Raw genomic sequence first — 13,789 nt, forward strand, 5'->3', positions numbered from 1 at the left:
CTTTTTTTTGGAAAGAGGATTGATGGTAATTGCTATCCACAGCGCTAGCACCGATCCGCTTCGTTATTACATTCCTATGGGAAATGACAGAAGTAGATTCAATCAATTACTATCTAATCCCTCATAACGGAAGTATGCGAAATCAGCGTATGTACTTGCTTTTTTATCCATATCGTGGACTGCTATCCCAATGAAATTTCCGGTAAATCCCCCTGCCAAAAATAGGAGGTCTTGGCTGCTGGTTACTTCTCGCCAAGAATGTTCTTCATCTGAACGAAAGTAAAAGTTTCCTCTCGCTCCGTTTCCAATAACCTTTAGCTGCACTTTTCCTGCAGTAATCGTTATGATGGCCGGATCTAGTTGAAATTGTCCATTTTCGCAACGCATAAAGCGAAGAACTCGGCCTCTTTCTTCATCAAATGTCACGTAAGCATATAGATAATTGCTATCATTTAAATAAAGCATGAGACCAGCCATTTGATTAAAGGTAATAGGGTGAAATTCTACGCTTGTTTCGGCCTGAAAGTGAAAGTCTTTTTGACGAATGGCAAGAATATGATGCTCGAACAAGGACTGAATGGATTCCCCTGCAAACATACGTAAATAATTAGATCTACTTGTTAAATCACACCAAGAGTCATCTGCTAAAATACGTAAAGTATTCCACTCTTTTTTTAAAGAGCCTGTAAAGTCATCCTCGAAATCAGTATTGTTTTGAAAAATTACTTGTTCGCGCGTAACAATTTCAGTCAACAAGCTGGGTCCATTTGTACCAGATGAAAGGCGAAGCCAGCCGTCCTCTGTCCAATAAACCTCTTCTATCGCTGTTTCTCTTCCTAGTATCGCGGCTTTATTTTGTAATGGTCTAGTACATAAATAAACCATATACCAATTTCCAAGGGACGTCTGCACGATACTTCCATGTCCTGAACATTGGAGCGATGACTCAGGTTTATCACTTGCTGTAAGCATAGGATATTCTGGATCTAATTCATAGGGTCCTGTTATTACCTTTGAGCGGCAGACAGTTACTGAATGCCCTTTCCCAGTCCCTCCTTCTGCCGTTATTAAGTAGTAATAGTCTCCATAGTAATAGAGATGAGGAGCTTCCGTTTTAGCTAATTCTGTCCCATCAAATAGTTTATAAACAGGTCCAATCAGCGTTTGATTCTTAGCATCATATTCCTGCATGACAATACCTGCTGATTTATTTCCTGTTATCATACGATAATCCCATATTTCGTTTAACAGCCATTTGCGTCCATCTTTGTCATGAAATAAGGATGGGTCAAATCCGCTGCTGTTTAGATATACAGGACTTGACCATGGACCATTTATACTTGGCGCGGTAATCAAATAGTTATGACAATCCTTAAATGGTCTTTTTGTACTTTTAACATCTGTATAAATAAGGTAGAACAGCCCCTCTGAATAACTAATTTGCGGAGCCCATATGCTGCCATTTTGTGGATTTCCTCTTAAATCAACTTGATTCGTAATAATATCTGTCTCATGTTCCCAATTTACTAAATCATTAGACTGATAGATTCGTACTCCTGGCAGCCATTCAAAAGAGGAAACAGCAATATAGTAAGTATTATCTACCCTTAAAATATTGGGATCTGGATTAAAACCACGTAAAATAGGATTTTTAATAGTGGTTCGATACATAGCCTTCTCCTTTCTTACTCACATTAACTCCTTTTCGCAACAAACATAACGCTCCTGCTAGAAAAAAGAGAAAGGCGATGGGAAAAGCAATAAATTGGGTACCTATCAATGTTGAAAATCCAGCAACGAGATAGAGGACTCCAGCCCATCTCGGATGTCGATTTCTCCAGATGAAAGCAGTCGCAACTATAACAAATGCTAGGACGAGTATTAGTGTAATACCGAACCATATAGCTAAGACATTCATGGCTTCTAAACTATCCTGCATCTCACCGGAAGAAACGCCTTCCTGCAGAATAGGAAAGACTGTTTCTTTATATGTTTCTGTATCCATGGAGGTCATTGTTAGCGAAAATCCTCCTAGAAATAGAACACTTAACACCATTCCTGCCATCCCAATTATTACTTCCCATTTCCGTTTCATTTCCCTCGTTCCCTTCTCCTAGTCTCTAACTGATTAGAGGCTCAACTAAGCATAGTAATTTTCTATTTCCCGAAATGTTACTGTTTCTCGATTCTCTTTCTTTCCCCAATCGTCCCATTTATCCGAGTGAATATGAGCCCCTATTCTACATTGAGAAAAAGTTACATTGGCGTATGGTCTCCACGGCCGCCCTAAAAAGACATTAGATACATCCTTATCTGCTGTTAAATAGCAACGAGAAAATAGGAAGCCATTTTTCCCGATCGCAGTACTTGCTGCCGTAATATATCCTGGCAGGTTGTTAGGCCGTTTAAGAGATTTCAATTCACATTCTTCAAACTTTGCTTCTCCTCCACCAAATATATAATCAACGGTTCCCTCAATAGAACAATGGATAAAGGTCGTTATATTGTTCTGAAAGTTATTTTTTATCTCTGGTGTTGAAAAAGGAGTTCCATCCTTTTGTACATCTGGCAATGGACCGAGACAAACGGTATCTTGGTACCCTTTTATGGAACAATTTTTAAAGCTAACTTTGTTTCCTTCACTATATAAAGCAACTGCTTGCCCCACTATTTCTCCCGGCCCCGAATTATTTATGATTTCGATATTTTCTATCCAGATATTCTCTCCATTGATAAAAAGAGTCGCTGTTTGAAAAGTACCAATTTCACAACCAAACTCATCCAATTGCCGTGCATACTTATTTCCAATAATCCGGACCGTTCCTATTCCAAACAACTTGCGATTTGATTGATAAAGAAGGATATTTTCATAGTAATCTCCACCTAGGATGATGAATGTAACAGGTCTCTCGATATTGGAACAATGCATAATGGCTTCCTGAATACTCATAAAATCACAATCATTGCCTTTCCCAATGACAAATTGAAGTTCATTTTTCATAAATGCTTCTGCAAAAAGTTTTCCCATTGCTTTCTCATTTCCTTTGTCTCTTGATGACCGCCAGTTACAATTTGGCTGTTCCACTGATTCCTCGCATCATATTTTCCATATATTTTTCCTAATTCCTCATCTAGCAGCATTACGCCTTCCAGCGGACACATGCGGTCATCTTTTCCAACAAGACTCAAGCGCGGTCTTGGGGCAATTAACGATTGCACAGCTAAAGTAGAAAACTGCTTTAAAAAGCCTGGCACATAATAATAAAAACCATGATGATCTAGGCCCCGTTTCTGCCTTAATGTTTCTATATGTACCTGTGCAGCTATATCTACGGTTACTTTTATGCGATCATCTAGTGCTGCCATCCACCAGCTCATAAGGCCTCCCATTGACATTCCAATCGTCGCTACTCTGTTTTGGTCGATGTCCGTCCTTTCCACAAGATAATCTAGAAAAGCAATATTATCAAAGATCCGCATCCCCCATAGCGTTCTTCCATCTAATAACATTTCTTTGACTAACTCGCTCTCTAATTTACCTTTCCGCTCACTAAATCCCCACATATCAATGGATCCTACAGCATATCCCAAATTTGTTATAGCCTCGACAAAAGATGGGGATTGTAAGTAACTGTTACTTATTAACAGCTCTTCTTTTCCCTGTTCGAAATTCCCCCCATGTGAATGATTAAAGAGGACGATAGGCAGCGGACCTTCCTTGTTTAGAGGCTTGGCAACATAAGCAGGTACGGATTCCTCCTCATTTAATTGCAGCATGAGGCTTTCTAATACATAGTTATCTTTCTCTTCCCTCCTTATTAGCTGCACCTTCCTATCCTTTGCATGTGCATAATCCCCTAATAACTCTATTAGCCTTTTTCGCTGTTTTTCCACTTACGCCTTCACTTCCTTCAAGAGCGCTTCTTCCTTCTTTGTATTTTTAGACTTACAGTTTATTAACTCGATATCCTCACAATTTTCGAGATAAAAAGCTGGACCTTCATGGTTTTCAACCGTTACCCGGTTAAATAAAATATCCTTTGCAAAACCGACATAAAAGCCCCGGTTATTCATATCTTTTATGCCTGCCATCATTGCTGGTTTTCCAGGAATCGCATCTACCGCCAAAGAAATATCCACTTGGTTAAAAGTTAGTTCTGATATATATTGCTCGGCTAAACCGTATATGAATCCGGCTGCAGCATGAACATTCCTAGCCGTTATATTGGCAAAATGAATGCGCCTAAACATCGGAGTCTCATTAGTTACTGGGTAAGGATTTTTATCCCATACGTATTTGTCCTTTCCTTTAGGACCACAGAAATAATATAAATTTAAAATGAACGGACAAATTACACCTTCCATTACGATATTACTTACACGAATATCTTCAACGACTCCTCCACGCCCTCGTCTAGACTTCAGCCGAATGCCACGATCTGTATCTTGAAAGACACAGTTACTAATGGTGACATTTCGAATATTACCGCTCATCTCACTGCCAAGCACTACTCCTCCATGTCCATGAACCATGGTACAATTTGTAATCGTTATATTTTCACAAGCTACTCGCTCTGCCGTATCCTCTGTTCCTGCCTTAATCGCAATGCAATCGTCCCCTACATCAATATGACAATTACTGATTCTAACATTCATGCAGGATTCTGGATCAATGCCATCTGTATTTGGTGAATCTTGCGGATTATGGATTTTTATATTATCGATCGTAATGTTGTTACTGCATATGGGGTTAACCGTCCAACTTGGAGAATTTATTAAGGTCACATCTTTAATCGATACGTTTTCACAACCATCTAGGCTAATCAATTTTGGCCGCGGATAAAGCAGCTTCTCTCGCTCATTTCGAAAAAGATGCCACCATTTCTCTCCATTTCCGTCAATGGTTCCAAAGCCAGTGATCGCAATATGCCGGCTATTTTCTGCGTATAAGCATGAAGCATATACTTCTCTAGCGACACCTTCCCATCTAGACGTAACAACGAAATAGTCCGCTTGCTGATCAGAGAATTTCAATACTGCTCCTGCGGCTAAATGAAGTTCAATATGATCCTTTAAAAAAAGCGCACCTGTCAGAAACTCACCTGGCGGGATAACAATTCTGCCTCCTCCATTTTCATATGCCTTATCTATCGCCTTCTGAATCGACTCTGTACATATACTCCCATCATTCTCTGCACCGAAATCAGTGATAATATAATCGCTCATTTTATAATCTCCTTATTCGTTAATAACTTCCTCCACTTCCACTAATGCCTGTAAAAAGGCCCCTAAGCCTTTTTGGTCATTGCAAATAATTGGTTCACTAATATAATAGGTATAAGTTCCGTCTCGTTTGTCAGCTCCGCCAAGTCCTGCTACCTGACAATTTTTATTTAAATTGACCCATCCCTCTTTTGTCAGCAAAACAAATTCATCTAATAATCCTTGATAGCCTTTCTTTAATGGATGCAGCCATTCTTGTTTTTCTAAAACTCCAAGGCGTATCCCTTTTGCAATAGAACATACGTACATACTGCTTGCAGACGCCTCCAAATAATTTCCCTTTTCCCCTTGCTTATCGACTACCTGATACCAAACACCCTTTTCCTTATCCTGATAGTTTAGTAATGCTGCCAATGTATTCTTAAGAATTTTTTCTAAAAAAGGGCGATCAGGTGTATCCTTTGGAATAATTTCTAATGTATCTACTAATGCCATGACATACCATCCCATGGCTCTTCCCCAAAAATTCTCTGATAGTCCTGTCTCTTTATTAGCCCATGGCTGGACTTTCTTCTCATCCCATGCATGATAAAGAAGCCCTGTCTTTTCATCTAATAAGTGTTGATAACTGATTTTGAATTGGTGAAGTATATCGTCAAGACCTTCTCCATCTCGATATTCCATTTGATATTGCGCATAGAATGGCGCCCCCATATATAAGCCATCCAGCCAAATCTGATACGGATAAATTTGCTTATGCCAAAAAACACCTTCTGATGTTCTTGGATGCAGCTCTAATTGGGATTTCAATAAATCGGCTGCTTGCCGATACTTTTCCTCTCCCGTTTGTTTAAAAAGTTGAAATAGTAATTTTCCATTGTTAATATGGTCAATATTAAATTCTGATACTTCATATCCTTTAATCGTTCCATCCGGTTGAACAAAATAATCGAGATTTTCTTTTATAAAATGCAAATATTTCTCCTTGCCTGTTCGTTTCCAAAGGTTTTCAAACCCTTTTAAAACAACTCCATAATCATAAGACCATTTTCCGTTATAACCTCTATCTTCATATAATCGTGGAAGTCTTTCCATAATGGATTGTGCTGTTCTCTCTGACCAACTCATTTCTGCCATTCTTATATTCTCCCATCCTATTTAGATTCTTTATAAAGCCTCTTCATGAAGATTGTTGCTTGCCTTATAAAAATCTTGTTTTTAAATTTTTTAAGGTGAGTGTCTAGCCGAAATCTGCTTTCCCCTCACCTTTATTCAAAATTATTTCGTTTGTTCGTATGCTGCTTTATATTCCTCTTTAATCGTGTTTCCGCCAGAATCTCCCCATGTCTTTACAGCTTGTTTGAAACCATCCAGATCTATTTCGCCTAAAATATACTGGTATGTGGCATCAGTAATAATCTTTTGTAATTCCGATCCTTGTGATGTATTGGTTGCAGATTCTAAAGAATAAGCAGGATTTAACACGGCATAATTCGCATTGTCTGCAATCATCTCATCTGCTAATGCTTTAATAGGGTTGGGATCTTTTAAATCATAGCCTGACTCTTTTGGTCTAGAAGCCGCAAATGGCTGCACTTCCTGTGTCCATAAATCCTGATTGGTAATTTCATATGCACCATCATCTGTTAGTTTATAATGGACATCTTCCAAACCATATGTCATTAATGTGTAAATTTCTGGATCTAGTAAATCATTTACAAACTTGAGAATCCTCTTTAATTCTGCTTCATCCTTTACTTCGGAACGCGGAAATGCCAATAATCCGCCAATTCCATTATTCGCAGCCCAAATGGCACGTTCAGGATTAGATTCCGATACCATATCGTTCACTAATGCTAATTCCATGTTATCTTGGATGCCTGCAGCCATCGTTTGTAGGTTTTTAGCATCGAAAAGTGCGCCAATATAAATTCCTGCTTTTCCCTGTGCAAAGCTTTGCTGCTGGTCTGTTTTTGCGGTAACGGCAAAGTCTTTATTTATCCAGCCATTGCTATACAGCTCCTTCATATAATCCATTGTTTTTACATAACCATCCGTTTCAAATTCCGGGATGAAGTCTCCATTTTCATCCATTTCCCATACATTAGGTGTACCGAAATAAGAACTTAATGTTTTAAAGGCTCCATATATTAAATCGTTCCTATCTACAAATCCAGTCGTATCATTTTTCCCATTACCATCAGGATCACCTTCTGTAAACGCTTTCGAAACTTCCATTAATTCATCAACAGTCTTCGGGACTTTCAGGCCTAAATTATCAAGCCAGTCTTTACGTAAAACGACACCATTACGAGCTAAATCCTTCTGGAAGGGAATGCCATAAAGCTTTCCTTCTATGGAAGCAGAAACCCGTACATCTTGTGAAATTTCCTTCAGATTAGGGAATTCATCTAAATAATCTTCTACATTCCAAAACATTCCAGACTTCAATGCATTGCGGACAGAGGAATTATCTAGAATGGTTAAAGTAACAATATCTGCTAATGAATCAGATGCTAAAGCTGTATTAATTCTTTCTTCCTTTGAAGCGTCCGGTATCCACGAAAATTTAATTTCAGCATTCGTTTTCTCTTCGATTTTATCTAAAATAGTATCTGTTGGAGGAGATGCCGTATGTAGAATATTCAGCCACGTAATTTCAGCCTTACTATTTTCATCATACGTCCCAGATGATTGTTCTTTTCCTCCACTACAACCCGCTAATAACAACATACCTGCTAAACTAATACTGGCTAACTTTGATAGTTTTTTCATTTAAACGCTCCTTTACAATTTGATAAAGCGAAAGTTCCATCAATGAATGTTTGCACTGATTAGTGGAACCATTCGGATCTATATCGATGCTTTCCCACCTATCTTCCCCGAATTGGATAAGCTAAAAATTAAGTCTTACTGTCCGTTAAGCGTAGGATAGACGGTTGTATCTTCTACTTCTTCTGTATTTTGTAATTCCATTCTAGTAAACACTTGATTTGCTGTCCAAGTAATCATATAAAATAAGAAACTAATACCGAAGAAAGTGAGAATCCCAGGAAAAAATGTGATTGCTGTCCAATAGGTAGCGCCAATCACAACAAACAATAATAGAGAATATTGAAAGCAAGAAAAACCAAAGATAAAGGACATCTTTATGCGAAAGAATATTCCTTTCCAGTTATAATGAGCCATTAATGGATAAATATAAACGGCAGAAAGGAAATATAACGAGAATATGATCATCAAGCATACTTTGAGATACCAGTTTGTAACATGGAGTAAATCGATTACTAACACATAGCCGAGTAGTAAATAAATCCAGCTAGTAACTATGGATTCCTTGAAGGACTCTTTGTAATACTTCCAATAAGAAGAAAAGATAGGGAGACTGGTATTTCCCCTCATCCACTGTCTCATGATACTAACTAGTGCATAGGTTGCTGGTCCTGCCCCAAATATCCCCAATCCTAATAAAGTAAAGAGCCACCAGAGGAAATTCACATAAACTAAGTTTAATATTGTTGTAAAAATGTGATTTATTTTTTCCACTGATTTTAACATCCAATTCCTCACTTTCTCCTAACTTTAATAAACCCCATCCTCACCAAACTTCTTGGCAAGCTTATTTGAAAGCATAACTAAAACTAATCCTACTAATCCCTTAAATAAACCAACAGCCGTACTAAAGCTTAATTGTCCATTCTTCAAACCAGCTGTATAAATATAGGTGTCAAAAATCTCTGCGACACTTCTATTTAATGAATTCAATAAGAGATACATGTGTTCAAATCCTAAATCTAACGTGCTGCCAATTTTTAAGATTAATAAAGTAATAATTACTGGTCGAATGGCCGGTAATGTTACATGCCATGTTTTGCGCAGTCGTCCTGCTCCATCCATTTCCGCTGCTTCATATAATTGAGTATCTACAGCTGTAATAGCGGCGATATATATGATAGTAGACCAGCCTAATTCTTTCCAAATTACTTGTGCAATATAAACGGTTCGCGTCCAATCAGGCGAAGTTAAAAAACTGACTTTATTAAAGCCCATTGCTGCTAACATTTCATTAATCAATCCACCATCAACATTTAAAAAGACATATGTAATGGAAACAATAATTACCCATGACATAAAATGGGGGATATAAATTAACGTTTGGATACCAGATTTAAAATATTTGTTTTTGACTTCATTTAGCATAAGCGCTAAGATGATCGGCATGGGAAAGAAAATGAAAATATTTAAAGCAAATAAAATAAGTGTATTACTTAAAAGCATAAAAAAGGTTGGTTCTGTAAATAAGCGAATAAAATGCTTCATCCCTACCCATGGGCTGCCCAAAATCCCTAAAAACGGTTGATAATCTTGAAAAGCAATGATCAATCCGCCCATCGGTAAATATTTGAAAATAATAAAATAGAGAAAGCCAGGGAAAATCATTAAATATAGAAGTTTGTTCTTTCTCATATTAGCCCAAGTTTTTTGTCTTCTAATCTTCTTTCGCTGCTTCATAGTTAACTCAGGTAATGTCTGATCATTAGGCTTAATGACGCTTTCCATTATTTACCCCCTTACTTTATGGTGTGATGTTTAATTCATACCTTAAGCATATGGAAAAAGCATAATTACGTATATAATCATTATTTGATAACGCTTACAAAACCTTATTCTATCGATAGTTTCCTCTTCCCCACCCAATGTAATGATTACCATTTTGTCCAAATGATTATCTGCCTTTTCAATCGAAAAAAACGAAATTGGTAAGCGTTTTCTTTTCCTGAAATAGTGATTATATACGTAATTATCTTCTCTTGATAAAGTAACTTTATAGTAAGAGAGTAGATCTATTTCTTAGGCTGTTTTCTACAAAGAGTGTTGACTTTATGAAGGCTTCTAAAAGGATCTGCAGATATTTGCCATACGGATAGCAAAGTGTATTCCCAGCTGTGGAAAAAGGAAACAACTTTATGAAACGGACCTTTCCTTAACTGCTTGTGGCTCCGTTTACAGTCTTAATCCGAGCAATAAAACATCATCATTAGTTATAAGTTGTAGTTAGACAAAATAAGAAGGAGGATCTATATGGAAAAAGTGTATAAAAATAAGAAAATAACAAAAGGAGGACGGGTTTTTTCCATTATTAATGGAACCATTTTAATTATTATCGCCTTAATTTGTTTTCTGCCTTTTGTAAATGTTATAGCTAGTTCCTTTGCTTCTACACAAGAAGTTGTAGCTAAACGATTTATTCTGATTCCTGAAACTTTCTCATTAGATGCATACCGTTATATTCTTTCTACGCCAACACTCTTTAAGTCTTTAGCGGTATCCGTTGGCGTTACTGGCGTCGGTACTTTAGTAAGTATGGTCCTAACATCTTTGATGGCCTATGGCTTATCACGTAAATATCTTAATGGAAGAGGATTTCTTAACTTTCTTGTTGTATTCTCTATGTTATTTAGCGGTGGCATGATCCCAACCTTCTTAGTAGTTAAAGCCTTTGGATTAATTGATTCTTATTGGTCTTTGATACTGCCTGTAGCAATTAATGCGTTTAATTTAATTATTATGAGAAACTTCTTTCAAGCACTACCGGATAGTTTAGAAGAATCAGCTAAAATGGATGGCTGCACAGATTTAGGAGTCTTTTGGAAGATTATGCTGCCATTGGCACTACCATCTATTGCGACCATTTCTTTGTTTTATGCCGTTACCTATTGGAATACTTATATGACAGCTATTCTTTATATTAATGATTCTACGAAATGGCCAATTCAAGTTTTATTGCGACAGATTGTTATTGTTTCAAGCGGCATGCAAGCAGAAGGTTCGTCAGTTGACGTTATTCCACCTGCGCAAACGATTAAGATGGCCGTTATTGTTATAGCAACAGTACCAATGCTTATTGCATACCCATTTGTTCAAAAATATTTTGTCAAAGGAGCGTTGGTAGGCTCTGTAAAGGGATGACGTTACAGAAAAGATGCTTTTATTGACAGCAATTTGTTTACCAGTCAACAAAATGATATTCTAGTAACTTATATCCTCATACATTTAAAAGAGAACCCTTTCTCATCTGGCTTGTCCTTACCGGTTATGATGTTATCTCTTATTCTCACAGGAATTCAGGATGTGCTCAAGACGATCTTAATTGCGGTTCATAAAAAGCGTGCAAGAATAAGCTCTTTCTTGCACGCTTTTTAATTAATGATTATATTGTTTCCGATAATCCCCTGGGGTCATGCCTACTTTCTTTTTAAAAAAACGGATGAAGTTTTGAGAATTTCGATATTGGAGTTTTTCGGCAATCTCCTTAATTGGCATATTTGTTTCTTCTAGCAGGGATTTAGCCTTTTGCAGTCGGAATCCCATTAGATAGTCAACAAAGTTTTCTCCATATTCTTTCTTGAAAACGCTGCTTAAGTAATTCGGATTATAATGAAGACGGTCAGCAATAACGTCTAAAGAAATTTCCTGGTCATACTCTGTCTGAATGATTTGAACAATTTTATCAGATAAAGATCGAAACTCCTTATCCGTTTTATCCTGTGTGCTGATAATAATTGGCGTAATAAGATGTTCAATTAGCATTTGTTTTATTCGAGCAGGATAATAGGCATTAATTGCTTCATAATAAAGCGGCTTTATACTATCAAAAATCTTCGCCTCTGCACCTAACAGCTGCCCAAGTTGAATAATTTCATTTATTAACCGAATAAGTGTTACTTCTAAGCTGACCGGATTTTTATTCATCCGGAAGATTTCGTTAATTAAGGTATCTACTGTCTCCTGCACTTCCTCCTCATTTCCTGAGCGAATCGTATTTAAAAGTTCATTTTGCAATTCTACAGGATATTTAGAAATAGAAGCATCATTCAAGAGAGGAGCAATATCATCATAAAAAATGATAGACTCTGGTCCTACATTTACACGATAATGCAGCGCTTCTTTTGCTAAATCAACTGCCTTTTTACTACTAATTAATGTTTGATAAACAGGACTTATCCCTATACTGATAGTGATATTTAAATATTCCTTTGCCGCAGATTGTATTTCCTCATAATACTTCATAATTCTTCGACTGGAATCATGATCATTTACATCGGTTATAAATATGGTTGCTTGCATCTCATCATTTAATACAATAGGTATCAATCTTTCCTTAGCAGGGACTATTTCTTCGACAATATTATTTAAAGCCAATAAGTATAAATCTTTCTCAACAATTTTTTGGCTATCCATATTGTCAATTTGTATTAATCCTGTGTAAAAATGATGCGTATCATTAAAGAAATAGCCAAATTGTTTTAACCTGTGCTTAGCTTCATTTGTTGTTATTCTATTTCTAAATAAGCTTAAGACAAACAGCGTCTCAAGCTGTGGTTTTTGCATGGTTAAGCTAGCCATTAATGTTTCATTCTGACCAATAATCTTGTCAACAGAATCAGCAACAAGGGAGAGTTCATTCTTCTGCCCACTTAGATGATCTATTGCTAATTTCTCCTGTAATTTGCGGATAGGTCTTGAAAAAGAATTTGCTAACATATAGGAAATGATACCGACCAAAATAATCAATAAGGTCGAGACAATGAGTAAACCAATCCTTGTATTATTAATCATATTAGAGATTTCTTTTGGGTTAATCTGTACAACATAAATCCAGCGATTATAGTCTGACTGAGCATACACAAACTTTTTACCCTCTGTGTCTACTATTTTGATATTCTCTCCCTCGTTTATCATTTTCTCATAATTCTCGTGAGACAACAGCCTTTCCTTTTGTCTACTTGAATATAGTAATTCATTTTTACTATTATATATTTCTACTAAACTATCTTGTTCATTATCAACAATCTCATCAATGCTGCTTCTTGGAATATTAGATATTCCTAAAGCAAATTTATCACGTTGATAAACAGGTAAAGTCATAATCATCTCAATTCCAGTACTTGTTGGTCTCCAAAATAAGCTTTGCTTCGCCTTTTCCACATACTTTTCCTTATACCCAGCAATTTCCTCTTCCGATAATTTCTTTAAAGAGCCGTCAATTATTCCCCAATTTTCTGCCAGGCTGATTAAATTATGCTTACTTCCTTCTATTCCCATCATTTCTATATAACTGATTTCTTTTTTTATATCACGATATGTATCAAAGTCTTTTCCTGATAACGGCTTCTTAAAAATCGTCTCAAAGTTTGCAGTAGAACTATATGCCGTATATCCATATTCAATCGTTCGCACCTTTTGCTCTACATTATTAAGAATTTGTTTTGTATAATTTTGTTTGTCCTTCAGAAATTCCTCTTCGACGGAGTGATAGGTAGAGTTATAGATAAAAACACTAAAGCCAACTACAATACTAATCCCTAATAGAAAAAAGGGGAAAAATAATTTGTAAAACAACCTTAATTTCTTCAAATCCTCACACTCCTTATTTCCTCTTAACACACTTTTATTGTAAGCGTTATCAAATTATTCAACAATTTTTAATACGAAAAATAATCATTTTCTTATCTATTATGAAATGATTATTTTCTATAATTTGGATTAGAATATACATATAATA

Annotated in this window: 11 protein-coding genes; 1 reads left to right on the forward strand and 10 read right to left on the reverse strand. The window is 36.5% G+C overall.

Annotation, left to right across the window (positions count from 1 at the left end):
* Positions 1 to 102 precede the first annotated feature (102 nt).
* The 9 genes from NSS71_RS18470 to NSS71_RS18510 form a co-directional block, all read right to left on the reverse strand.
* Positions 103 to 1,671: a glycoside hydrolase family 43 protein gene (locus NSS71_RS18470; RefSeq protein WP_341151904.1), complete on the reverse strand. Its 1,569-nt coding sequence runs from the start codon at positions 1,669 to 1,671 to the stop codon at positions 103 to 105.
* Complete coding sequence (locus tag NSS71_RS18475) at positions 1,652 to 2,095, reverse strand: DUF4064 domain-containing protein (RefSeq protein WP_047940882.1); 444 nt, start codon at positions 2,093 to 2,095, stop codon at positions 1,652 to 1,654. Before NSS71_RS18475 ends, NSS71_RS18470 begins: the two co-directional genes overlap by 20 nt.
* Positions 2,096 to 2,140: 45 nt before the next feature.
* The gene (locus NSS71_RS18480) at positions 2,141 to 3,085 is read right to left on the reverse strand and encodes a pectinesterase family protein (RefSeq protein ID WP_341151905.1); all 945 of its coding nucleotides are present in this window, start codon (positions 3,083 to 3,085) and stop codon (positions 2,141 to 2,143) included.
* Positions 2,998 to 3,894 (reverse strand): dienelactone hydrolase family protein, encoded by an 897-nt coding sequence (locus NSS71_RS18485; RefSeq protein ID WP_445668938.1) that lies wholly within the window; start codon positions 3,892 to 3,894, stop codon positions 2,998 to 3,000. Before NSS71_RS18485 ends, NSS71_RS18480 begins: the two co-directional genes overlap by 88 nt.
* Positions 3,895 to 5,226 carry a glycoside hydrolase family 28 protein gene (locus NSS71_RS18490; RefSeq protein WP_341151906.1) on the reverse strand — a complete coding sequence of 444 codons (1,332 nt, stop codon included), beginning with the start codon at positions 5,224 to 5,226 and terminating at the stop codon, positions 3,895 to 3,897.
* A gap of 12 nt (positions 5,227 to 5,238) precedes the next feature.
* Positions 5,239 to 6,360 (reverse strand): glycoside hydrolase family 88/105 protein, encoded by a 1,122-nt coding sequence (locus NSS71_RS18495; protein ID WP_172885254.1) that lies wholly within the window; start codon positions 6,358 to 6,360, stop codon positions 5,239 to 5,241.
* A 141-nt stretch (positions 6,361 to 6,501) separates the two neighbouring features.
* Complete coding sequence (locus NSS71_RS18500; protein ID WP_341151907.1) at positions 6,502 to 7,998, reverse strand: extracellular solute-binding protein; 1,497 nt, start codon at positions 7,996 to 7,998, stop codon at positions 6,502 to 6,504.
* Positions 7,999 to 8,133: 135 nt separating this feature from the next.
* Positions 8,134 to 8,781: a YesL family protein gene (locus tag NSS71_RS18505; protein ID WP_341151908.1), complete on the reverse strand. Its 648-nt coding sequence runs from the start codon at positions 8,779 to 8,781 to the stop codon at positions 8,134 to 8,136.
* A gap of 24 nt (positions 8,782 to 8,805) precedes the next feature.
* The gene (locus tag NSS71_RS18510) at positions 8,806 to 9,735 is read right to left on the reverse strand and encodes an ABC transporter permease (protein WP_213084020.1); all 930 of its coding nucleotides are present in this window, start codon (positions 9,733 to 9,735) and stop codon (positions 8,806 to 8,808) included.
* Positions 9,736 to 10,305: 570 nt separating this feature from the next.
* Here NSS71_RS18510 and NSS71_RS18515 point away from each other — a divergent pair.
* A complete protein-coding gene (locus tag NSS71_RS18515; protein ID WP_047940889.1) occupies positions 10,306 to 11,193 on the forward strand; it encodes a carbohydrate ABC transporter permease in 888 nt (295 codons plus the stop codon).
* 234 nt (positions 11,194 to 11,427) lie between these two features.
* Here the strand turns inward: NSS71_RS18515 and NSS71_RS18520 are convergent, their stop codons facing one another.
* On the reverse strand, positions 11,428 to 13,641 hold the full coding sequence (locus NSS71_RS18520) for a helix-turn-helix transcriptional regulator (protein WP_047940890.1): 2,214 nt from the start codon (positions 13,639 to 13,641) through the stop codon (positions 11,428 to 11,430).
* Between the last annotated feature and the right edge of the window lie 148 nt (positions 13,642 to 13,789).

Source organism: Niallia sp. FSL W8-0951 (genome assembly GCF_038006525.1).
In the GTDB taxonomy this organism is placed as follows: Bacteria; Bacillota; Bacilli; order Bacillales; family Cytobacillaceae; genus Niallia; species Niallia circulans.

Coding starts and splice junctions, on each gene's coding strand:
- NSS71_RS18470 (WP_341151904.1), bottom strand. CDS start 1,671: ATGTATCGAACCACTATTAAAAATCCTATTTTACGTGGTTTTAATCCA.
- NSS71_RS18475 (WP_047940882.1), bottom strand. CDS start 2,095: ATGAAACGGAAATGGGAAGTAATAATTGGGATGGCAGGAATGGTGTTA.
- NSS71_RS18490 (WP_341151906.1), bottom strand. CDS start 5,226: ATGAGCGATTATATTATCACTGATTTCGGTGCAGAGAATGATGGGAGT.
- NSS71_RS18495 (WP_172885254.1), bottom strand. CDS start 6,360: ATGGCAGAAATGAGTTGGTCAGAGAGAACAGCACAATCCATTATGGAA.
- NSS71_RS18500 (WP_341151907.1), bottom strand. CDS start 7,998: ATGAAAAAACTATCAAAGTTAGCCAGTATTAGTTTAGCAGGTATGTTG.
- NSS71_RS18505 (WP_341151908.1), bottom strand. CDS start 8,781: ATGTTAAAATCAGTGGAAAAAATAAATCACATTTTTACAACAATATTA.
- NSS71_RS18510 (WP_213084020.1), bottom strand. CDS start 9,735: ATGAAGCAGCGAAAGAAGATTAGAAGACAAAAAACTTGGGCTAATATG.
- NSS71_RS18515 (WP_047940889.1), top strand. CDS start 10,306: ATGGAAAAAGTGTATAAAAATAAGAAAATAACAAAAGGAGGACGGGTT.